Origin of the sequence: Nocardia carnea (genome assembly GCF_029868855.1) — a bacterium.
GTDB classification, from domain to species: domain Bacteria; phylum Actinomycetota; class Actinomycetes; order Mycobacteriales; family Mycobacteriaceae; genus Nocardia; species Nocardia carnea_A.
In genome coordinates this window covers 36,394-60,307 of sequence record NZ_JARWOV010000173.1, presented here as the reverse complement: position 1 = coordinate 60,307, position 23,914 = coordinate 36,394, and the positions used below count along the sequence as shown (strand labels likewise).

Sequence of the window (23,914 nt, the reverse complement as noted above, 5' to 3'; positions counted from 1 at the left end):
GCCGCCCAGCGCGTACCCGCCCACGGCGGCGATGGTCGGCTTACGGAACTGGGCCAGCCGCTCCCAGCGGGCGAAGTAGTCGTCCATGAACATGTCCATATAGGACTTGGGCTGCATCTCCTTGATATCCGCGCCCGCGGCGAAGGCGCGGTCCGATCCGGTGATCACCACCGCACCGATCTCGTCGTCGCGTTCGAGTTCGTCGAGGGCCGCGATCACATCGTCGAGGACCTGCGCGTTCAGTGCGTTCAGCGCCTTGGGCCGGTTCAGCGTGATGAGGCCGACCTTGTCCTTACGCTCCAGCAGAATCGTCTCGAAGTCGGTCACAGCACATCCTCTTCGTCGAAACGGTTACGAATATCGGTGACGATACCGCCCGGGTCCGGTCGGTCGCGGCGGCAGTCCCGGCCCGCCGGGTCGACGGTCATTCGCCGCTGTCCAGCCGGTGCACGATGGTGTCGATCCAGCCGTCGATCCAGCCGGACAACTGCCGATGATCCATTCCGGTGACCGTCGACCGCGCCCCTTCCGAACGGATCAGATACCGCCCGTCGCCGGGCAGGTCCCGCCATACCGCGGAGGTCTGGGTGATACCCGGTAGCCGGAAATGCAGCCGGCTCTGCAGCACCCGCAGGTATCCCGTCCCGGTCGCGGGAGTATCGAAGAACACCCTGCTATCGGCCGCGGTGGTATCGGCGCCCGGCTCGGCGATGGACTCCACGGTGAATTCGGGCCGGGTGCCCGCCGCGGCGGCGGGCAACAATCCGGCCACCGCGGCGGCCAGTTCCGCGACCGGACATTCGGCGACCTCGAATCCGCTGCTGTGCTGGATGGTCTCCCCGATACGCTGCCGGATGACGTAGCCGCGCGAGCCCTGCCGGACCGTGTGCAGGTAGGTGCACGAATCCGGCGCTTGCGGATCGCGTTCGTCCCAGCCACGTGCCACCACGATCACATCCGGTCGCGAGATCGCGCCGACCAGTTCCTCGAACGCGGGGTCCGAGCGAGCGGCCAGCGTCCGGCGCGCATGGTCCCGGGCGACGGCGTAGGCATCCGCGGACCGGATCCGGCTGGTGAAGGTGAACGGCTTCGGCAGCTTGCCGCGGCGGAAATCATCGCAGAGGACCTTGAATTCGATATCGCTGAACAGCCAGCGGCGCGCAACCCCCGGAACATCGGCGAAAACATCGTGCGTCCGGCCCGGCTCGGAGGCCGCGGCCGTCACTCGTCCTCCCAGTTCCATTCCAACCGCGACATCACGAACGCGACCTGTTCACCGACCCACTTCACCATCTCTTCGGTACCCGATCCCGCGGCCACCGGTGCCGGGTGATCCATCGGAACCACATAGCGGCCGTCGCCCGGAAGATCACGCCACAGCACCCCCATATCGATCCGGCCACGCGGACCGAATTTCGAGCGCCCTTGATACACCCGGATATATCCGCTGCGAGTGGCCGGTGTTTCGAAGAAGAGCTTGGCGCGGTAGGAGTCGTCGTCCTCCGGTTCGTCGTTGTCCGACACCATCGAACTGCTCGGCACGAACTCGGTGTCACCGTCGTATTCCGGCGAGCTCTGTGGCACCGGAATATCGGGCAGCCGACCGGATTCCGCGAAGGGCAGGCCCGCGAGCACCGCATCACCCAGGGAATCCGGATGGCAGGTGGTGACGTCGAACCCCCCGCTGTGCGCCAGCGTCTCTCCCGGCCGCTGTGAGATCAGGTAGCCGCGCGCCCCGCGGCGCACCGCGAGCATCCGGGTCCGGTCGGCCGGGTTCTCGAAATCGCCGTCGGTCCAGGCCTGTGCGACCACATACACGTCCGGCTTGTCCAGCGCCTTGCCGAGCTCGTCCAGATCCGGGTCGGCAAGCCGCAGCAACCGCCGTCGGATAGTCGACTTCGCCATTTCGTAGTCGTCCTCCAGCCGGATCCGGCTGGTGAACATGAAGGGCCGGGGAAGGCGCGGTTGGCCGTGCTTCTCACACAGCACCTTGAATTCCAGGTCGGTGAGCTCCCATGTGCGGTTCACGGTTCGATCACCGGTTTCACCCGATCCGGGACATCCCAGGCCTCATCCAGGTTCTCCCGGCCCTGTAGATATTTCGCCGGCTTGTATTCGTTGTTCTGACCACCCGCGCTGCCGGCACCCGCACCGGGCGCGCCGCCCATCGGTGCACCGCCCATCGGATGCGACGAACCCGTCGGTGACTGGTAGCCGCCGGCGGTCTCCGTCCCGGGGCCCGCCAGTGCCGCCCGCGGGAACAGTTGCGAGCTCTGCGGTTCCGGGTAGGGCGAGAGCGGCGGGGTGACGCCGGCCGCCGGCCCACCGGCGCCCGCACCCCCACCTGCGCCGCCACCGCCCAGCGCGCCGGCCAGCTGATCCAGTTGCTCGCGGGCCGGATCCAGCAAGCCCTGCACATGCTGTTGCAGCTGAGCGGGATCGAGCATCCGGGCCAGCTCCTCCATCCCGGGAAGACCGCTACCGAGCTGGGTGAATGCCTGGATGCCCTGGGTGAGCAGGTTGGAGAGGATACCCAGCGGGTCCTGCCCGGCCGGGCTGGATCCGCCGCCGGTGCTCGAACCACCGGAGTCGCGTCCGCTGCCCGTACCGTCGGAACCGCCCTCCCCGTTCACCGAGTCGAGCAGATCACCGACCGGCGAATCCTCGCCGAACAACGTATCCGCCGAGCCGTACGGCGAATTCTCGTCGTAGAGGGAAGACAACGGCGTGTTCTTCAGCTCTTCCGGCATTTCGTCCAGCGGTATACCGGTGAGCTGGGACAGGGCGTCGGCCAGACTGGGCTCGCCGGAACCGTCGGACGCCGTGATCTTGCGGTTCTTCAGCGATTCCGGGAGCTGGGACTCCGGGATGCCGGTGAGTTTGCTGAGAATATCCGCGGCCGTGGGGTTCTTCGGCATCTTGCTGCCGGAGGAACCGGAACCGCCGCCCGGTCCGCCGCCGGAGGAACCGTGCTCGCTGCCGCCGCCGGAGGAACCGGAGCCACCCGGCCTGCCACCGGAGGAACCGTAATCGCTCTGGCCAGGACCGAGGCTGCTGCTGTTACCGCCGGGACCCGACCCCGACGAATCGCCCATGAAATCCTCGGCCGAGGGGATCTCGGGTATCGAGGGAATCTGCGACCCGGTTCCCCCGCCGCCTTGCGACCCGGTTCCGCCGCCGCCTGTCGAACCACCGCCGCCGGATTTCCCGGAGGACCCGGTCGGGCTCGACTGACCCGCGGACAAATTGGGGATCGATGGGCCCGAACCCGAACCGCCGGAGCCCAGCCCGGCACGTGAACCGCCGAGTCCGGAAGAGCCGGAGCCACCGGACCCGGAGCCCTGACCACCACCGGACGACCCGCCGTAGCCGGAGTTGCCACCCGATCCGTAGTCGGAACCCGATCCGGACCCGTACCCCGAGCCGCTACCACCCAGCTGGTCCTGCGCGTCTTCGTATCCCTGTTCGTAGCCGTCGTCGTAGCCGTCCTGGTAGCTGCCGGTGCCTGTACCCGTGCCGGTTCCCGTACCCGTACCGGTGCCAGTGCCAGTCCCTGTACCGGTGCCCGTCCCGGTGCCAGTGCCAGTCCCTGTACCGGTGCCCGTCCCTGTACCGGTGCCCGTCCCTGTACCGGTGCCCGTCCCCGTGCCAGTGCCAGTGCCAGTCCCTGTGCCCGTGCCCGTGCCCGAACCATCACCCTTGCCGCTGCCGGCATCCTTCGTGACCGGGCCGTCCAGCAGCGGCATACTCTCCGCCGTGTTCTTCATACCCGTGAGGTAGGTCTTCTCCAGGGCGTCACGGTAGTTGTCGGTGAGGTCGTCGCAGCCGGCTTTCGAGTCCATATCCGGCGGCATGACCTGCTTGGTGTAGTGCAGCCAGTTCGCCGTGTACTCGAGCAGTTTGCTGACCTGGAGTATCGAGGTGAACAGCGGATCCATGTTCTCCTGGTACGAGGTGACCGCATCGGCCGCACCCTGTGCACCCGAACCGACCCAGGACCGGTTCAGCGCCGCGATATCGTCGATGAACTTGGACAGCTTCGTATCGAGATCGTTGCCGAAGGACTTCCAGGTAGCCGAGGCGTCCATCACCGGCTGGGCCTGGATAGCCTGCCCGAGGTCGTACATCTCCTTGAAGGTCACCGAATCCTTGGCCTCGACCGTCACCACGGAACCGGGATCCTTGTTCGGGAAATCTTTGATCGTGGAAGGGAATTCGGTGGTGTCGATATCATCCCAGATACGCCCCCACGAGGGCGAACCGTCACCCAGATCGGTGCCGTCGGTACTGGGCTTGTAGGACTGGGGCTTGTCCGGGAAGGTCAGCTCGCCGAGGCTTTTGAAGGTGCTCGAGGAATTCGTTTCGGCGTTCTCATAGGCTCGGCCGGCAGCCTTGAAGAGATCGCCCATTTCCCGGACGATCTTGGCGTGTTCGTTGAGAACGGTGCTGAGCCGGGTCGCCTTCTTGCTGAATACGGTGGCCAGCTCCCGGCCGGAGTTGAGGGTGCCGAACGGTGCCAGATCGTTCAATCCCACCTGCGCCACGGCATCCGCCATCCCCAGCAGATCATCGTGCAGATCTGCCGCCGCTTTCGCGCTCTTCAACGCGTCGTCCGGAACGAACTGCAGGGTCCCGCCGGTGACCTGACTCGTCAGACCTGTGATGAGTCCCGGATCGAGGGGCATATGAATTCACCTTTGCCTATCGGAAGTGCCGCCGCGCCCGTACCCGCTGTGCACCGCGCGCCGCCCCGGGCTCCGTCGTCGCGCGTGGAACGTCAGTCCCGGTCCGCAACCACCGATCGAGGGGCCGAGTCATCCGGTTCGTCCGGCCGGTTACCGGGCCAGTCGGGCGAGTCCGGCGATACCGTCGGCGTTTGCGGCGGCTGTGGAATCAAGCCACCGAGATCCGGCGCGCCCTCGATCATCTCGGACAGCTTCGGCATCGAGTTCCGGTGCGCCAGCAGTGGATCCATCAGCTCGCGCGCCTTCTGCTGCACCTGGGCCGCCGCGTCCTGCACGGCCTTGGTGATGGCCGCGGCGATCTCTTCCATGGTCAGATCGAGAACATCGTCGGCGAACTTGGTGTCGATGAGCACACCGTCGGCGTTCACCGTCACCTCGATCCGTTTCTCCTCGGCGAGAACCGTGGCGGTCAGCAGCGAACGCTTCTTCTGAACCTCGGCGATACCACGCATCTGATGGCTCAGGCCGGACAGCATCGTCGCCATATCTTCTTGCAGGCGTTCGTTCACCACGGTGCTACCTCAGTCCCTTCCGGTCCGGGAGGCGGCACTCCACACCAGAGCGCACCCCCGGCGATTACAGCGCACGACATTGAATTCCCGGTGGCGTGCATGCAAATTCGGTTCGCTGTCGGCTGCCGTGCTATCAGAATCGGCTGTCCATATCGTTGAGCTGATCGACCGCGTCGCGCTGCCCCGTGGCGAAGGCGCCGAAAGTTCCGCCGATACCGTCGACTCCGTCCAACAGGTTCGGCTTCGAGACGCCGTACCCGTCGTTGTTCTTGCCGTTGATGAAGTTCTTCCCCATCGAATCGTCCCCCCACGGCTGCTTTGTCGAATCGTTCTCGATCCCGTCCAGCCGGTCGCGCAGCCGTTTCCCGACTCCCAGCACCGACTCCGACAGGTCCTGGGTCAGGTCCGCGGCATGCGCCAGCGCCGCCGGATCCACCTCGACACGATCGGCCATGATCTCCTCCTCACCACCGGCTCTCGCCGGATCATTTCAATGTGAACGGCACATCGACCGAGGCGCTGCCCGGTTGCGCGCCGCCGAACACTTCCCCGGGCGGCACCACCGTGCCGTCCGGCACCACCGCCCCGGCCGGAATCACCGCACCCTCGCCCAGCACCACGTCCTTGCCGACCTGGGCACCCGTATGCACCACCACACCCCGCTCGAGGATCGTTCCGGCGCCGATGACGGCGTCGCTTTCCACCGAGGCACCCGAATGAACGACGGCGCCTTCGCCGATCCGCGCACCGTCGCCCACGACCGCACCGGCCTCCACCTGTGCGCCGGACCCGATCGTCGCCCCGGGATCGACCTTCGCCTCGGGGTGGATCCCCGGAGGCTCCGGCGGGTCGTCGGGCGGCTGTTCGCCCGGATCGACACCCGGCGGCACCGCATTCTCGGGCAGCCAGTCGTCGCCCGCGACATCCGGTGCCCGGAACTCGGGTATCGGGTAGGGCACCTTCATCGGCCAGCGCTGCGGTCGCGGTTTCCCGCGCACATCCTTGCCCTCACCGATGAAATGGTGGTCCCGGTTCTCGTCGAACCACGCACGGGCGGCCTGGTAGTGCTCCACCGAATTCTGTTGCACGCCCAGCACCTGCCACATCTGCGGCGGTCGAGTCCGATCGCCGTCCCCCAACTGCCCGGCCGGTACCCGGTTCCACTGCTGCTGGAGCGTCTGAGCGATCTGGTGCCGCAGATCGTCCATCGCGGTCTGGCGCTGCTCCCGCTCCCGTTGCAGCTGCTGCTCATGGCGCAGGTGCTCAGGTGGCATCCGATCACGCTGATCCTGCCGTATCCCGTCCAGCTCGCGCTGTAGCCGGTTCGCCTGCGCCGCTATCGCCGGCCGCTCGCGGGGCGGGGCGTGCGCCGCTGTTTCCCGCAGAAGGTGGAGTTGCGATTCCAGCCACTGTTCCCGCTGCCCCTGCTCGCGCAACCGGTCGAGATGCTCCTGTTGCCGCTCCAGGGCCTCCCGTTGGCGGTTCAGCTCTTCCCGCTGCCGGTCCAGCTGTTCCTGTACTCGCGCCCGGTCCGGCCCTGTCGTGTGCTGATCGTGCAGCGATTGCAGCAGATCCACCTGCTGTTCCTGCCGCTGCACCTGTTGGCGCTGGATACTCTCCAGCCCTTCCTGCCGTTGCAGCTCCCGTTGCCACGGCGACTGCCGGTCCTGATGCTCGTGGAGCGACCGCAACGCCTCCAGGTCCCGCCGGCGCTGTGCCTGCACCTGCAGCTCTGTTTCGTGCTGCTGTATTCGCGCCACTTGCTCACGCAGCCACTGCCGATGCGCGATCTGCTCGTCCCGATCCGGGCGCAGCAACCGCTGCGGTCCGGTGTCCGGATCCGGTTCGGGGCGCGGGGATACCGGCCGTGACCCGTCATCGGAGCCGGCCGGGTCCGGTGGTGGAGGCGGCTGCCGGACCGGCGGGGCGGGCGCCGCCCGCGAGGGGGTCAGCCAGTCGGGGTCTTCCGGCCGCCGATTCACCACCGGTCCCCCGCCGTCCGGCGGAGCAGGTGCCGGACGTAGCGGCGAACGTTCCGGAACCGGCGGCGGTCCGCCCTGCCCCGGCGGCGGAGGCGGCGCATGCTGTGGCGGAGGCGGCGCCGGCCGATCCGGCGGAGGTGGAGAGCCCTGCACAACCGGCTGCCCGGGCGGCGGACGCAAGGGTGAACGCTCCGGAACCCGCGGCGCACCGTCACCGGGCGGTCGTAGCGGTGAACGCTCCGGAATCGGTGGCGGCGCACTCCGATCCGGCGGAGGCGGAGCGGGACGATCCGGCGGAGGCGGAGCGCTCTGTACAACTGGCTGCCCCGGCGGCGGGCGCAGAGCGGAACGCTCCGGAACCGGCGGCGCCTCCTGACCCACCGGCGGACGGAGCGCGGAACGCTCCGGAACCTGCGGCGGCGCACCTTGTCCCGGCGGAGGGGCTGGCGCATGCTGCGGCGGAGGCGGCGGGCGCAAAGGGGAACGCTCCGGAACCTGCGGAGTCTCCTGCCCCACCGGCGGCCGGCCCAGTGGCTGTGGCGGTGCTTGTTGCCGCGAGGCGGAGATCGACCCGTCGCCCGGCGCCGGGGACCCGAGTGGCCCTGCCCCACCGCGGGGCACGGGTTGCGAGGAATTCGGCGGCGATTGCTGGTGCGACTGCTGCGGGGCGGATGACGAGGCGCCGGCGGCCGCGGGCGACTGTTGCGACGTGCCCGGTGGCGCCGCTTGCTGCGCCGGGAACTGCTGTGCCGAGGGATTCTGTGGTGAGACGGGAGCGGGTTGCGCTATGGGAGCGGGACCATTGCTGTTCACCCCGAGCCCAGGAGGCCCTGATACGACGCCGGCGGCCGAATCGATCCCGCCCTGGTCCAAAGGAGATACCGGACGCTCGATGAAACTTCCCGCATCCGAATCCGTCATCGGCGACACCGGACGTTCGATAAAACTTCCCGCATCCGAATCGGCCCACCGGAACACCGGGGCCTCGTAATCGCTGCCCGAATCCCAGAATCTGCCCACCGGGGGGCCTACGAAATTCCCCTGCTGGGTATCCCATGCCCGGCCGGTGGCATCGGTGTAGGCCGCGCCGAACTCGTCGGGCCGCGTCGCGGCAGGCCCGAATCCTTCGGGCGTCGGTGACCAGTTCGTGCCACCCGCCGTGCCGGACCCGAAGTTGTTTCCGCCGAAATTCGACGACTCCCCCGCCGATTGGAACCAGGCGCTCTGCGGCATGGTGTTCGACCAGTTCGGCGCCGCCTGCTGACCGCCGGACTGCGTAGCGGCCGCACCGAAGTTCTCGCTGTTACCGCCGAAGTTCTGGACGCTTCCGTGCTGACCACCAGTACCGCCGGCCCCACCACCGGTGTTCGTGGTGCCGGGGCCGGCGTTGGTGGTGCCGGGACCGGCGGTCGAGGTGTTACCGGTGGTGGTGTTCGCAGCAGTCGTCGTGTTGTTGCCCGCGGTGGTCGTGTTCGCAGCAGTCGTCGTGTTCGTGGTGTCGGCGTTCGTACCCGTCGAGTTCGTGGAGGTGTTGGTCGTGTCGGTGTGGGTGTTCGGAGTATCGCCGCCGGCCGTGACCACGGATTTGTTCTCGGATCCGCCCCCGAACAACCCCGCCTCGGATTTGGGGAGGAACCACGCATTGCCACGCAGCCAATGGTCTTTCCGGAACGCCGACATATCGGTGAAGCCATCGGTTGTTTTCGGCACATAGCTGTTGAAGGCCGAAGCACCACGGGCACCACCCACCAGGGCGCCCTGCGCGAAGTTGCCGACCCAGCCGGGGGCGTTGGTGAACGCCCCGGGGTCGCCGGTCACCGCGGCGGTGGCCGCGTTACCGAACACCGCGCCGAATCCGTCGGACATGGCGCCGATGAACATTCCGTTGGCCGTGCGGCCGGCGAGGTTGTTCAGATACTTGCCCGCGACCTTCTCGATGGCTTCACCCAGATACCGTCCGAACTCGCGGGCCGGGATGGCTCCGGCGGCGCCGCCGAGTGCCGAGAGGCCGAACTCCTGCCCGTTGAACGAGCGTCGTTTGCCGTCGGCGATCTGCCCGGCCTGGATACTGCCGTTGATCGCCATCGGGACGATGGCACCTTCCGCCGCCCGGGCACCGTACACGCCCCAGCCCTTCGCGGTAGGCCAGCCGGGATTGCCTTTCACGAGCTCCTTCCAGAAATGGCGCTTCGTATTCGGCGCGCCGGCCCGCCGGGCGATGTTCTGGATGGTCTTCTGCACGAAATCCTGAATGATCTTGAGATAGGACCGGGTCGAGGCGATCGCGGCGGCCTCCACCGCGGGCGCAGTCGGCGGAAACAACCAGGCCCAGGCGATCTCCAGGGCCAGCCAGCACAGGGTGACGATGATGGTGAGTTTGAGGGCCTGCAACTCGGTGCCCATATCGAAGGTGGAACCGTACTGAGCTTCCATCGAGGTGGCGAGTTGCTCCAGCGATTGGTCGCCGCTGCGGAGCATGTCGTAGCGCGCACCCATTTCCGTGCGGGCATCGCCCTCGGGGTAGGCCTCCATGGTGGCCTGTTCGGCGGCGTCGATCCTGGCGAGCAGGTCGAAGAGCTCCTTGCTCGCGTCCTGCCAGGCCGAGGCGACCTCCCAGGCTTTGTCCTCGTCACCGTCCGGCCACTGTGCACCCGCGATCCAGCCGAGCCAGCGGAGCTCGGGGGGAAGGTACAAACTCATAGCGGCGCAGCTCCGACGGCTCGGGATCGCGGACCAGGGTCGTGTAGGCCGAATCGATTCTGGCGGGTGTCACTGAATTCCCGGTGGCGCCCAGGCAAATTCGCGGCCGCGGGCGCTTCCACAACCGCAACCCCCGGCTCCCCGCGGGCGCTTCGGTTAACAGGTGCTGCCGGGCAGCTGAATTCGAGCGGTCCACGGCGTAACCGACGAGCCGCGCAAGGACTCGGCCGGATGACCGGCGGTACGGTTTGTCCGATCGTGGTTGTGTCGAGAGGTGAGATCGGAAATGGATCCGTCGCGTTGTGTCGTCCTGGTGCCGGTTGCTCACCATATCGAGAGCGGTTGCGAGGAGGCCCTGCGGAAACTGGAACGGCGGGGCTATCCGGTGTGGCGGCGATTCGGCTCTTCGGCGATCGACCAGGCGCGGAGCCAGCTGGCCACCGATGCCCTGGCCGAAGGGTTCGAGGAGTTGATGTGGATCGATTCGGATATCGGATTCCACCCGGACGCGGTGGATATGCTGCGCGAACACGACCTTCCGGTGGTCAGCGGTGTGTACGCGAAGAAGAACTCGCGCGCGATCGCCTGCTACAAACTGCCCGAATCGGAGAGCTTCGTCTTCGGTGAGGGCGGCGGGCTCACCGAACTGCACTATGCCGCAACCGGCTTCCTGCACACCCGGCGCGATGTCTACGAAAAGATCCGCGATCACGAGCAGCTTCCGGTGTGCAATCTGCGATTCGACCGGCCGATCGTCCCGTATTTCCTGCCGATGCTGCTACCCGAGGACGGTGACGATCACTGGTACCTCGGCGAGGATTTCGCCTTCTGTGAACGGGCGCGGCGGAGCGGATTCGCGCTGTACGCCGATACTCGCATCCGCTTGGAACATTTCGGCACCTACGGTTTCACCTGGGAGGATGCCGGAAGCGATAAACAACGTTTCGCGACATACAACTACCGTTTCGACTGAGCGGTCGCACTACACCCATCACCGGCGCACTCATTCCGGCAGACCGGACGCTTTCGGTATTATGCCCGCAATTCCGCTGCCGCGGGCCAGGTTCCGGTCTGCCGATACCGTTCGAAGGCCCAGATCACCATATTGGTGACCACCGGATGGATCTCCCCCACATCGGTCCGGTAGTCGAGCGTTTGCCGATCGATGGTCAGCATATGGTCGATCGGCGGTCCCGCCGGTGGTTCCTGCAATGAGCGTCCCCGAACCCGGTAACGCACCCGGTCCGGTCCGTCCTCGACGAGTTCGGCTCGGATATCCCAGGTCGGCGGATAGATCCGGTAGCCCGCTATGGGCCGGCCCGCACGAATCCCGGCGTCGTAGTCTTCCGCGATCATCGCCGGGGCCAGGCTGCCGGCCGTGGTGATCACCCCGGTCGCGCGGTCGACCACGTAGTTGCCCGCCCCGTGTCCGAGACCGTCGGCACTCTCCGCCGCGGTGCGAACCGGCCGGACCACCCACGCGAATTCGGTGGGGAAGATCGAGTATTCCCGCTCCGACCCGAAGATCTCGGCCAGATAGCGGCGCACTTCCTGCGGGGTTTCCAACCGGGGTGCCATACCAGTCCTTTCATCCATACGTGACCCACTCATTCGGCGCCCGGATCCATGCCCAACGTGAACGGGATATCCACCTCCGGCAGTTCGCCCGCGCCGGGTTCGTCCGCGGAACTACCGTGCTCGTGACCCGTTCCCGCCGGAACAGAACCGGCCGGAAGCCATGATTGCGGGGCGCCCGGCGCCCGGAAACCGGTGGGAAGCACCCATTCGATCGGGCGGCGACGCTGTATGCGGCCATGGCCTCGGTAGCGCGGCGATCGCGTATCCACCGGCCTCTCCTGGCCGTCGATTGCCTCGGCCACCGGCGCTTCCGGCAGTGCCGGCGGCGGATGCGCGATGCCGCCGGTCCGCGCCGCCGACCGGGAAACCGGCGGTCCGTGCGGACTGCTTCCGGCCGAACCGCTGGGCGTGGGCGTGAAATTGCCGTTGATCAGAGTGTCGGATGTGGCGGCGGCGAACATCATGCCGACGGCATCGATAGCGACGGTCGCGATAAGGGCATCGTGCTGGTAGACCGACCCGACCAGCGGGTCCCACCACACCGGCTCGGCAGGCTGCGGCCCGGCCTCCGGGTATACCAGCAGCAGACACTGATCCGCGACCTCGTGCGAACCGATACCGGGCAACTGGTATCGATGCGTCAATTCGACGAATACCACAGAGCCCGTGCCGAACTGGGGCTGCTGGATCAGCTGGTGCAGGAAGCCGAGTTGCTCGGCCATCGGGGCGTCGGCAGGCTGGAGGGACCGAAGCGGCCCCTGGAAGAATTCCTCCACGTCTCTACGGCCGCCGGTGTCGAGTACCTGCGGCACGCTGGGCCGGCCGCCGGTATTGAGGTCGTTCCAGCTCGGCGGCGCGAACCGCGGCCTGCCGAGGAAGGTCGCCGCGGCGGCGACACCCACCCGGTAGATACTGTGCTGACACCGCGCGGGGTCGAATCGGTTGTACGCGATCAGCTGCTTGTACGAACCCGGATGCCGGAACGCGGCGAATCCGCCGGCACCGTCGTCGAGGGCGGCCGCCAGTTGCGCCCGGTGCTCGGCGGCCTGCACCGCCCGCTCCGGTGTCGAGATGACAAAGGCGACGCCGAGGGTGGCATCGATCATCGTCGGCGTCGGAAAGTCATAGGTCCTGCCGCTCTGGGGGTCGCACCAGACCGGCCCGGCCGCACCTTCCGGGAACACCACCGCCATGGCGTGCTGGTCCCCGCGCGCCGGCGTCCCATCCGGGTTGTACCGCTTGCGCCCCTGTTCATCGGTGTCCTGCCATTGGATGGAAACGTCCGCCATCGTGCCCGGGCCGAGTTCGGCGATGCGATCGTGCGCCGCGCGGTACTGCTCCGCGATCGGCTGTCCTTCCCATCCGAAGGACATCACCTGCGACCCCAGCAAACGCTCGGCCTTCATGATCCCGTGGCTGCCCCGGTCGCGTCCCGGCGGACCGATCGCGGGGAGCGCGACCTGCGGCTTACCCAGGAAGGTGGACAGCAGTGCGGCGACACAATCCTCACAGTTCTCGTTACGGCCGGGCGCGGCCATACCCGGACCGTTGATCAGCTCGATGTACGGATATCCACCGGGGACCGACGCGTCGCCCGGATGCCGGAAGGCGACGAAGTTGTCGTCGTCGTCGCTGATCGCGGTCTCGAGATCGAGCTGGTACTGGAAGTTTTCGAGTTCCCCCCAGCGGCCGGATACGCGTTCGAGCGCGGACTCCGATATCGCGATCGACTGCGCGGGTGCGAGTAGCCGGTTCGAAACCGGGCCGGTCGCGGGGTGGGCCTGTGACGTATCCGCGGTATCGGCCGATCCACTCGATGAGGCGTCGGCGGCCCAGGTCTGCGGATCCGTGCCGACGGTTCCGGAGAACCCGTATTGTGCGGGCGCCGCCAGCAACGCTGCGAGGTTTCCGGCGACCAGATCACCGGCCGCGGCTGTGACGTACAGGATGCTGTCCGTCGCGGGTTCGTCGAGAAGCATCGTCACGCTCGCGTGCCGGTAGGTCGCGCCCTTCGCCGGATTCCACCACACCGGTGCCGACGACGGGCCGGCCGGATAGACCAGCAGCAGACATTCGTCGGCGACCACGTCGGCGCCCCGCCGATGCGTCACCTCGACCAGCGCCACCGATTCGGGCCCCAGATCGAGGACCCGCTGGTAGATGAGGTCGAGTTGGCGCGTTATCGTGCGCCGGCCGTCGTCGAGCGTACGCATACTCTTCTGGAAGAAATGCTCTACTTCGGTGCGGCCTTCTTCGTGCAGCCGATGCAGTGTCCGCGGCCCGCCGTCCGCTTCGATATCGTTCCAGGCCGGCGGGGCGAAGCGCGGGCAGCCCAGAAAAGTGGCGGTACCCGCGATACCGGCACGGTACATGCTGATACGGCCTTCGGTTCCGAAGTGGTTGTCCGTCACCAGTTTCCGATACAACCGCGGGTCCGCGTATTTGACGAAACCACCGTTTCCGTCGCTGAGCGCCGACTCCAGATTCGTTCGCGTTTCCGCAGCCGCGAGCACCCGTTGCGGGGTGGAAATAACGAACCCGACCAGCGCCGTATCGCGGACATACCTGGCTATCGGCGCATCCGCGGTGCGACCCACCTGCGGGTCACACCACACCGGCCCGTCCGCGCCGGCCGGGAACACCACGGCGAACGAATGAGACCCGGCGAACCGGGGCTCTCCGCGCTTGTCGTAGACCTTGTCCCCGTTGTTGTCACGCTCGTGCCAGACAGCGACGACGAACGCCATCGAGCCGGGCCCCAGGGCGGCGATCCGGTCGTGCGCCAACCGGTATTGCTCCTCGATCGTCCGATGGCCGTCGGCGTAGCGCACCAGCTGGGAACCCAGTAACCGCTCGGCCCGCGCCTGCCCGCGGTTTCCCATATCGCGTTCGTGCGGGCCGATGGCGGGGGCGGCGACCTGCGGTTTACCGAGGAAGGTCGCCAGCAACGACAGGACGCAGTCCTCGCAATTGTCGTCCCGGCCGCGAGCCGAGGGACCGGGACCGTTGATCAGTTCGATCAACGGTTTACCGCCCGGCACCGCAGTCGTCGCGGGGTGGGCGAACTGCACGAAACCGCCCTTGCCGTCGCCGACGGCGGCCTCCAGATCTGCCTGATATGCGGCCGTTTCCGGCCGGCCCCAGCGCGCGGGATTGCGATCGTGCGCGGGCTGCGGAATCAGAGCCAACTGCTCCGGGGTGTACTGCGCCGTCGTCGGCGGCGGCCCCGCCGGATTCAGTACTCCGTCGCTCCCATCTCCGGCCACGCCCCGTCCTGTTCCTGCCGCCACCCCGCCCAGGCCGCGCCCACCATCGCGTCGCTGGTCGTCGGCTGCGGTAGCCGCGTTTTCTTGTCGATCACCATCGAGAACTGCTCGGGTGGTTTCAGCTCCGAGCGGACGTCGACGCGGTATTCGATCCGATCCGGATTCTCCGCCATCCGGAGTAGTTCGATCCGGGTCTGCCGAGGATAGATCTGCCGGGCCGACGGTTTCCGGTCGTTCGTCACCGCTTCGGTGTAGTCGTCCATCACCATCGAACCCGCCCAGCTCGGATACTCCAGGATCACTCCCGTGTCCGCGTTCACCACCAGGCACGACATCCCGATCGCCGCGCCCGTCGCCTCCTCCTCCGGGGTCGGCACCGGTTGGAGCAGCCAGGCGCCCACCGGCATCCGGCCGATCAGGTACCGGTTGGCGCCCGGGAGCGCCTCCCGCAGGTGCGTGCGCACCTGGTCCTCGGTCTGTAGCGGCGGCTCCATCTGTCACTCCTGCTGAGTTGTCGGTACTGAAGGGGTCCGCGGTGGCGCTCGACACCGGGCCGATCGTCCGCCCCGGCGGTATGGAGACAAACGTCAGCGCGGTGGTTTCACCGACCAGAGATTGCGGTGGCGCCACCGAGGTCTTCCCGGTGAGCGGATCCCACCAGACGGGGCCGGAGCCGTTGCGCGGGTACACGACCAGCGAAGGTTCGGGCTCCCCCGCCACGGTTTCGCCGTCCGGGGTCCGCACCGGCCCGCCGGTCCGCGGATCCACCTCGGGTTTCGTACTGAGCACCAGGGCCGCCGAACCGGGTCCGAGGAACCCCACCCATTTGTGCAGCGCCGTGTACTGCTCGTCCATCGGAAGAGAGGTGTCGAAACCCGTGGGCTCGCTGCCCAGCCACTGCACCGCCCGGGCCGGACCGTTCCGTTCGTCCGCACGATCGTTCCCGGGCGCGGCCGGATCGGTCTGCCGCGGCGCGGCGACCTCCGGTTTACCGAGGAATGTCGCCAGTCCCGAGAGGGCGGCATCGAACCGATTGGTGCCGCGGCCTTTGAGCGCGCCGCCACCGGGATTGACCAGTTTCCCGTACGGACGCTCCGGCCGCGGATAGGTATGCGGGTCCGCACCGACCACAAAGCTGCCGTCGTCGGCGCGCAGGGCGTTCTCGAGCGCCTTCTGGAATCCGGGATGTTCGACCGCACGCAATTCGCCCGGACCGACTCGGCGCCCGGCGGCGGGGTCGGGTAGTCGCTGCGGTGGCTCCGGCCGGTCGTGCTCCGGCGCGAGCACCGCGTCCGGAACCGGAACCGGAACCAGGGCGGCCGGTTGTGGCCGCATCGGCCCGGCGGAGGCGAAACTCTCCTGCACCGATCGGCCCGGCGGGACCGGAACGAAACCGACCCACCGTGTGCTGTGGACCAATCGGAGCGAGGGTTTGTCCGTGGCGATATTGCCCTGCGGATCCCACCACACCGGGCCTTTCGCGCCCACCGGGTAGACGACCAGGGTCGCGTGCCCACTCAGCACCGGACGACCGTTCCGGTGCATCCCACGTCCGGTCCGGGGATCTATCGGCTGCCAGTGGAAAGGGACGTAGGCCGCCGAACCCGGCCCCAGATTCTTGATGTACTCGTGGATGGCGAGGAACTGTTCGGTGATCGTGCGGGTACCGTCGTCGAAATCGTTGGGCTGGTTGCCGAGCATCTCGTAGAGCCGAGTCTGGTCCAGGCCGTCGGATCCGCCGGAATCGGCCACGCCATCGACGATCCGAGTGAACCTGGGCAGCGCTACCTGCGGCCGGCCCAGGAAGGTCATCAGACCCGTCAACGCACATTCGAGGCAATTCTTGTTCCGACCGGGCGCCGCCGTACCCCCGGGATTGATCAGCTCACCCCAGGGGGTCGCGTTTGCCGGGAAGCTGCGCGGGTCGGCGTACCGGACGAAATCGCCGCCGGTATCGCGCATGGTGTTCTCGAGTCGTGTCTGCGCTGCCGGATCCTCCAGCGGGGCCAGCCATCCGGGCCCGTAGGCGCGGGCATCGGTACCGTTCGAGAGCACCAGCGGTGGCCACGGGCGATCCAACCGCGGCCGCGGAACGATATCCTGCTGCGAACCCGGAGGCCGCTCGGCCGGATCCGGCTCCTCCGTACTCGTCTCGGCAGAGGTCGACTCTGCGGGGCCCGACTCGGGAGCGGACGAATCCGTTGTCGGCTCCTCCAGCCGCGGTCTCTTCGTGGCCGGAGCATCGGCCGGCGGAGCTTCGACCGGAGTATCGTCCGGTTCGCCGGAGCGAGGGCCGAGTTCGGCCGGTGTCGGCGGCCGGTCACCACCGCCGCGGTTCCCATCCGGGGGCGATTCATCGGTAACCGATTCCGGCCCGGGAAGTTCCTGCCGCTGTTCACCCGCGGGGAGCTCGTGCCGCAAGCCGTCTCCGGGCAGCTCGTGGCGCAGCTCGCTCCCGGGTAGCTCGTGCCGTGAATCCCCACCGGAGAGCTCGTATCGCTCGTTTCCCGCGGACAGTTCGTGCGGCAGCCTGTTCGCCGGCGGCCGGTACCGCCAATCCTCACCGGGCAGCTCGTGCTCCGGATCCTGGACATACTGCCGGGAGGGTTCGGGCCGCGACAATTCCGCCGGGATCAGACCGGTCGAACCTTCCTCGGTTGCCGTGGAGCCGGCCGGAACCGGACCACTCGACTCGGGCTCCACCGGACCCCGCGACACCACCGGGATCAACCCACTCGACTCCGCGGTCTGTGATCGCACCGGAATCAACCCGTCGGAGTCCTCATCCACCGGCGGATCCGCCGGCCGGTCGCCGGCGATCGGCGGACGCCGCGAATCCGCGCGCTGATCCCCCGAAGACAGGCCCGCCGCAGATTCCGGCGGCAGTACCGTCGCGCGGATCAGATATTTCGGCCGAATATTGCCGTAGTCACCGGCCGGGTCCGCAACGACCTCGGTGATCCGGTATCTGGTTCCCCGGGGTAGCAGCAGTTCCCGCTCATAGCCGTATCGACCGTTGCGTCCCAGCCACAGCCCGTGCGCACCCTCCGGTAGATCGAGTTCGATCCGGACGACGCCCGGGAAAGCCGGAACCACGCCGAGAGAGGTGGACAGATACGCCGGTTCCTGCTGCGTGGTACCGGCCAGCAATCGCGGATCCCGCCCGCCCAGTGGGGTGTCGTCGGCGGTGACCATGAACGAGAGATCGTTGACCCCGCGAACCGCCCGCACGGGACCGCCCGGGATCGGCCGTTCCAGCGCGGCGTTCAGGTCGGTGATCCGCTGGTCGAACGCTGCCTGCGACGGCTCGGTACCGAGGTAGGCGGTCAGCCGGGACAGCGTGTCCTGATCGGCGGTCAGCTGCTCCACGTAGGAATCGAGGTCCGGCTCGGCGAGCGCGGTGTCGACCGCTGTCCGCTGCCCCGGGGTGAGCTCCGGATTCTGCCTGATGCGCTCCAGGTCGGCACGGGTCGGTAGCGCGCCGCCGGTCAGTTCGTAGAGCGTGGCCAGAGCCGGCGCGGAAGCGCGCACGCGGGCGAAGAACGGTTCCCGGTCCGGAGCGCCGTCGCGCAGCACATTGTTCACCGTGAACGATTCGGCGACATACTTGCGGACCGCGGTCTGCTGCTCGGGCGAGAGCCGGCGGAATTCACCCCCCAGGTGGTTCTCGCCGTACCGGTCGCCCGCCTCGTCGGACGAGAACTGCCGGTACCCGTCGGCCCCGATATAGCCCTCGTCGAGTTCCGGGGACCGCACCGGCCCGGTCTGCGCCGACACCGGGAGTGTTCCCGGGTGCGTCGCCGTCCTCCCGTCCGGAACCACCTCGGACGCCGGCAGTTCCGCCGCTGCGGTGAGATCCGGCACCGGTGCCCCGGCGGGAGCGGGAGCCGGTTCCCGCGACGACAACTCCCGTTCGGACGGCAGCGTCTGCGTCTGCGGCAATTCCGCGAGTTCCCGCTCCGGCACAAACGCCTCGGTTCCGGACGGCACCGCTTCGGCGGGTGACGGCTGGGCGGCAATGGGTTGGGTCGCGCTCTCCGGAGCCTGGACAACCTCTGGAATCGGGGTGTACTCGATTGCCGGTGATGCCGCGTGCGGCGGGGTACCCGTCGAGGTGGGCCGGCCGGATCTCTCGAGGAATCGGCGGGTTCGTTCTCGCAGATGGTACGGAGGACCGGTCGGGTCCGGAATACCCTGTGGATCACGCCCGTCGGCGGAGTCCTGTGGTGGAGGTTGGGCGGCCGAACCGGCCGGGAGCGGAGCGGATTCCACGACGGTGCTGCCGGCCGGGATCGGGATGAAACGCAGCCTGCCGGTTATCGCGACCAGGTCGGCGGGCGGGTGGTCCCAGGTCTCGCCGGTCACCGCGTTCCACCACACCGGACCGGAGGCGGCCGGAGGGTAGACGACAACTGTGGGATGGACCCGGATCACCGGTTCACCCTGCGGGTCACGCAGAATCGACCCGGTCGCCGGGTCCCGCTCCGGGACAGCACTGAAAACCAATGCGGCCGAACCCGGTCCGAGATGGTGCACCCAGGTGTGCAGATTCGCGAACTGCTGCGTCATCGGCTGTTCGGCCGGGAACCGGTGCAGGTTGCCGCCGGCCCACCGCGCCGCCCGCCGGGCACTGTCGGCTTCCGCGGCCCTGTCACCGGGACCGGCGGCACTGTCGGGATACCGGGCCGCGGCGACCCGCGGTGTGCCGAGGAACGACGAAAGCGCCGATAGCGCGGCATCGAAATTATTGGACCGGCGTCCGGGGACATCCGGGCCACCGCCATTGACCAGCAACCCGTACGGCGCCGCGGCCGAGGGATGAGTACCCGGATGAGCACCCGTTACGAAACCGCCGGAGCCGTCCCGTAGCGCGCTCTCGAGCACCTGCTGCAGGCCGGGATGCAGATCCGGATTCGAATTGCCCGGGCCGAACGTGCGGCTCGTCGCCGGATCCGGCAACTGCAACGGCGACCGATCGGCCGACTGTGCCGCCGGCACCACCACCGGCCCAGCCGGCGGCTGGTACGGAACCGGAGCCGCCGGCCCGGCAGCGGGGTCCGGATCAGCGGCGATGACCCGATTCCCCGGAATCGGAATGAATGCGACCCCCGCACTGCGGTCGACCATATCCGGTGACGGTCCCAGGGTCATCTCCCCCGACTGCGGGTCCCACCAGACCGGTCCCTCGGCACCTTCGGGGTAAACGATCAGCGTGGTGTGCGCTTCGAAGATCACCGAGCCGTCGTCCGGAAACGGCCGGCCGGTGGCGGGATCGATCTGTTTCCACATGCTGGTCACGTAGGCAGCCGAACCCGGGCCGAGGTGTCGTACCCAGTTGTCCATCGCGGTGTACTGCTCCGGGACCGGCCGGCCGTCTTCGTAGCTCTCCTGCCCGGTGCGCAGCATCTGGAAAACCCGCTGCGGACTTCCCCGCTCGCCGCCACGTCGGTCGATGACACCGTTCACCACATCCGGAAAGCGGGGGGCGGCGACCATCGGCACCCCATAAAAACTGGCCAGCCCGGCCAGCGCGGCCTCGGCACAGTTGTTGCCGCGAGAGGCGCTACCCGACATACCGGGGTTGATCAACCGGCCGTATGGAGTCCCGCCGGCCGGGTGCGTCCGCGGATCGGCATACCGCACGAAGTTCCCGTCCGCACCACGCAACGCGCCCTCGAGGTCCTGCTGCAGCTGCGGATCTTCGAGGGGCGCCAGCAGACCCGGCCCGTACACCCGGGATTGCCTGGGGTTACCCAGCACCATCGGCGGTTCCGGCCGGCCGAACAGCGGCGGCTCCGGCGCGGTGTCCGCTTCCGATTCCGGATCCGTCCAGCCCTCCCAGTCCGATTCCTCGTCCGCGGACAGCTCCGCCTCGGAATCACGCGGCGGCCGGGGAGTCCGCGGACTCTGCGGTGCGGGCGACTGGTGCTGCGGCCTGTTGTCGACCGGGACGAATACCGGCACCGGCTGCGCGTCTTCCGAGCCGGTTTCCGATCCGTCCGGCTGCGGGCTGCCCGGCGCCGGTTCTCCGGCGCGCGCCCGCTTGAGCGGCGGTTCCGGGCTCGGCCCGGTCTCGGAATGCCCCCGTTTGGGCCGACCCGGGTCGCCCTCGGCGGCCGACTGCGCGCCGCTCTGATTCGGCCCGGGCTGCGACTGAGCCGGTCCAGCCTGTGGCTGAGCCGTCCCGGCCGGTAGCTGGGCCGGCCCGGAGTGCGACTGAGCCGGTCCGGCTTGCGGCTGGCCCGATCCGGCTTGCGGCTGATTCGGCGAAGTCGTACCGGGCTGCGCTGAGCCCGAAACCGGATTCGGCGTATGCGGTGAACTCGAGTTCGGCGCGGGCGAACCCGGGGAGTTCGGGGTCTGTGCAGGGGGACTCGGATGCGGGCCGAGTTGGGTCGTGGTTGCAGGCGCCGGGGTGCCCGGGAGTGAGCCCGGGCCCGCGGGCACCGAACCGGTTGATCCGGCCCCGAGGCCGGTCGGCGACGCGGTGATCCCGGCCGCGTTCATCGAGATCATGGCCTCGAAAGCCTGCGGTGTCCACCTCGATTCCAGGTCGTCCGGGAGATCCCCGCCGACCAGGTCCGCCCATTCGATATCACTGTCCGTGTCCGGTGAATCACTCATCGGATACTCGGGCCGGCCGGGTACGCCGGTCGACGCCGGCGGCGTGGTTCCCGATTCCGTTATCGGGCGGTTCCCCTGGACTTCCGGCGCGCCAGCAGCGGGATCAAATAGCCCGGTGGTGATTCCCGGACGCACGGCGGGACTCGACTGGCCGGTAGGCGTTTCCGTGCGACCGGACGGCGCGGGTCCGGAGGACTGCCCCGGTCCGGCAACTTGTGTGGGGCGGGAATTCGGCGGGGGGCCACCGGCAGCCGACGCCGGACCCGGGTTCTGTGTCACAGCGGGTGTTTGACCCGCTCCAGGATTCTGGATCGCGCCGGAAGTAGGAGCCGGGCCGGATGCCCCGGGGACCGGCGGCCCACCGGCCTGGAACGACTGCGCGGCAGGGACCGAAGCGCCCCCGACTCGGTCACCCGTGTCCCCGGGGGTCGCGGTAGCACCCGGACGCGAGCCCGGCTCATCCGACTGCTGTGCGCCCGTACCCGGCTGATCGTGGCCCTCGGGACCACCCGGTCCGCCCGGCTGGTTCTGGTGGAAATCCTGGTCCGTTGTCGTATCCGGGGCTTGCTCACCGGCCACCGAAGCCGATTCCCCGGCCTGTGTCCCCACCCCCGCGGACGGCGATTCGCCGGCTGTACCGCCGGCACCGTTCGATCCGCCGACACCACCTTCGCCACCGGCCGACCCGCCATGACCATCGCCGTCCGCAACACCGCCGCCGCCCGACGCGGAGCCCGCACCCCCACTCGCGCCGGCCGCACCGCTTTCATCACCGGCGCCCGGCAAGGAGGCCGTATCCCCTTGCGGCCCGGCCGAACTATTACGCAAGGCACCGGGGGCTGCCCCGTTGCCGGCAAGTGCCTCCGAGGCGTGTGACGGCCCGCCACCTGTATCGGGTTCGCTCGGCGGTGACTGTCCGCCGGAAGGTGTAAGCCCCGAACTCGTATCCCCGGGCGACGAGAACGGCCCGGTACCCGTCGAATCCGAGTCGCTGCCCGCGAAGCCGGAGCCCGGCCACCGATTCGAGACTTGCGGCCCATCCGCCGGTACCTGCTCCGCGCCGGCGAAGCTCTGTGGCTGCGTGAACCCCGGCGGCCCGGCCCGCGAGGATTCCGGCGAATCCGCAGGACCACCGCGTGATCCACCCGGTCGTTGTGCCTCGGACTCACCCGCGCGTTCGGAGTTACCGCCGCGCGTCCGGGGCGAGTCGCCGTCGCCCGGAGTTCCGCTGCCCGGCGGGGGTGACTGCCCGACCTGGTCACCCGTTCCGGATCCGTCACCGGAACCGTTGTCGAATCCACCTTCTCCGCCGCTGCGCCCGAACAGGTTTCCCCCGCCGGCGCCCCAGTCGCCGGCGGCCGAGCCGGCGAACCCCGATCGGCCGAAGGTCGACGGGTCCGCCAGACCGACGATCCCGCCCTGGATGAAACCACCGGCGACCCCTACTCCGGTGAGGGTGTCCGATACGCTCTGCCCGGATATCCCGGCGACGAAAAGACTTCCGGCGATCCCTGCGAGCCCGTCCGATACGGCCCCGACCACCGTGTTCTGCCCGGCCCGCCCCCACCAATTATCGAGTTGGCCGCCGAGATTCTTGTTGAATCCGAAACCGCCGGCGAAACCTTTGTTCAGCCCCTTGGCCACCGCCCCGCCGATCGGTTCAGCGAAACCGCCGGCCGCCGCGCTGTAGCCGATTTCCGACCAATCCATTTCCCGGCGCTTGTCGTCGGCGACCTGGCCCGCCTGGACGGCGCCGCTGATCAGCGCTTCCTCGGCGGCGCCCTGGATCACCTCGCTACCGACCACGCCCCACCCCTTGGCGGTGGGCAGTGCCGGTTTCCCGGCCAGCAAACTCCGCCAGAAGCTTCGTTTCACGGTGGGGGCACCCAGCTTGGCGGCCAACTGCTGGATGGCTTTCTGGGTCGCCGTCCGCACCGATTGCAGAATCGCCCGGCTCGTACCGACCGCCGCGGCCTCGACGGCGGGGGCCGTCGGCGGGAAAAGCCAGGCCAGTGCGATTTCGATGGCCAGCCAGCAGAGCGTGACAATAATGGTGATCTTCTCGGCCTGCAGCTCGGTACCCATATCGAAGGTGGAGTCCGAGGTTTGCTGCATGTACTTCGCGAGCGCCTCGATCGAGGATTCGCCGCTGCGCATCTGGTCGTACAACGCACCCATCTCGGCCCGCGCGGCACCGTCCGAATAGGCGGCCATGGTCGCCGCTTTGGCCTCATCGACAGCGGCGATCAGCGCGAGTAGTTCTGCGGCGGCCTCTTTCCACACATCGGAGACAGCCCAGGCGTTGTCCTCGTCGCCGTCCGGCCATTCCGCGCCGGCGATCCAGCCGAGCCACCGCATCTCCGGCGGCAGATACAGACTCACGGTGGTATGGCGGCGGCTGCTGCCGGGCTTCGCACCGCAACCTCCTCATCGGGAATCCGATAGCCCGATTACAACGGAGACGGGTGAACACACGATGTCGCACAGGATAATTCGGGGAAGAACAA

Annotated in this window: 10 protein-coding genes; 1 reads left to right on the top strand and 9 read right to left on the bottom strand. The window is 68.2% G+C overall.

Annotated features, from left to right (window positions below; all coding sequences use genetic code 11):
- From QH195_RS15580 to QH195_RS15550, 7 genes are all read right to left on the bottom strand, one after another.
- Positions 1-327, bottom strand: a 327-nt coding sequence (locus QH195_RS15580; RefSeq protein WP_280435896.1) for an enoyl-CoA hydratase-related protein, incomplete at its 3' end; no start/stop codon positions are given.
- Between the two features lie 97 nt (positions 328-424).
- The gene (locus QH195_RS15575) at positions 425-1,225 is read right to left on the bottom strand and encodes an ESX secretion-associated protein EspG (protein ID WP_280435895.1); all 801 of its coding nucleotides are present in this window, start codon (positions 1,223-1,225) and stop codon (positions 425-427) included.
- Entirely contained in the window at positions 1,222-2,028 is an 807-nt protein-coding gene (locus QH195_RS15570; RefSeq protein ID WP_280435894.1) for an ESX secretion-associated protein EspG, read from the bottom strand. Before QH195_RS15570 ends, QH195_RS15575 begins: the two co-directional genes overlap by 4 nt.
- Positions 2,025-4,685, bottom strand: coding sequence for a hypothetical protein (locus tag QH195_RS15565; protein WP_280435893.1), 2,661 nt, complete (start codon positions 4,683-4,685; stop codon positions 2,025-2,027). Before QH195_RS15565 ends, QH195_RS15570 begins: the two co-directional genes overlap by 4 nt.
- A 92-nt stretch (positions 4,686-4,777) precedes the next feature.
- Positions 4,778-5,257: a YbaB/EbfC family nucleoid-associated protein gene (locus tag QH195_RS15560; protein ID WP_280424559.1), complete on the bottom strand. Its 480-nt coding sequence runs from the start codon at positions 5,255-5,257 to the stop codon at positions 4,778-4,780.
- Positions 5,258-5,390: 133 nt separating this feature from the next.
- Complete coding sequence (locus tag QH195_RS15555; RefSeq protein ID WP_280435892.1) at positions 5,391-5,711, bottom strand: hypothetical protein; 321 nt, start codon at positions 5,709-5,711, stop codon at positions 5,391-5,393.
- Positions 5,712-5,742: 31 nt separating this feature from the next.
- Positions 5,743-9,939, bottom strand: coding sequence for a hypothetical protein (locus tag QH195_RS15550; RefSeq protein ID WP_280435891.1), 4,197 nt, complete (start codon positions 9,937-9,939; stop codon positions 5,743-5,745).
- Between the two features lie 286 nt (positions 9,940-10,225).
- On the opposite strand from QH195_RS15550, the gene QH195_RS15545 reads away from it, so the two are divergent.
- Positions 10,226-10,912, top strand: a complete 687-nt coding sequence (locus QH195_RS15545; RefSeq protein WP_280435890.1) for a hypothetical protein — start codon at positions 10,226-10,228, stop codon at positions 10,910-10,912.
- 59 nt (positions 10,913-10,971) lie between these two features.
- On the opposite strand, the gene QH195_RS15540 is transcribed toward QH195_RS15545, so the two are convergent.
- A complete protein-coding gene (locus tag QH195_RS15540) occupies positions 10,972-11,517 on the bottom strand; it encodes a hypothetical protein (RefSeq protein WP_280435889.1) in 546 nt (181 codons plus the stop codon).
- A 29-nt stretch (positions 11,518-11,546) separates the two neighbouring features.
- Positions 11,547-23,789, bottom strand: coding sequence for a toxin glutamine deamidase domain-containing protein (locus tag QH195_RS15535; RefSeq protein ID WP_280435888.1), 12,243 nt, complete (start codon positions 23,787-23,789; stop codon positions 11,547-11,549).
- Positions 23,790-23,914 lie beyond the last annotated feature (125 nt).

Excerpts from the sequence above, each read along its gene's own strand:
- QH195_RS15540 (WP_280435889.1), bottom strand. The coding sequence starts at position 11,517 with ATGGCACCCCGGTTGGAAACCCCGCAGGAAGTGCGCCGCTATCTGGCC.
- QH195_RS15545 (WP_280435890.1), top strand. The coding sequence starts at position 10,226 with ATGGATCCGTCGCGTTGTGTCGTCCTGGTGCCGGTTGCTCACCATATC.
- QH195_RS15565 (WP_280435893.1), bottom strand. The coding sequence starts at position 4,685 with ATGCCCCTCGATCCGGGACTCATCACAGGTCTGACGAGTCAGGTCACC.
- QH195_RS15555 (WP_280435892.1), bottom strand. The coding sequence starts at position 5,711 with ATGGCCGATCGTGTCGAGGTGGATCCGGCGGCGCTGGCGCATGCCGCG.
- QH195_RS15550 (WP_280435891.1), bottom strand. The coding sequence starts at position 9,939 with ATGAGTTTGTACCTTCCCCCCGAGCTCCGCTGGCTCGGCTGGATCGCG.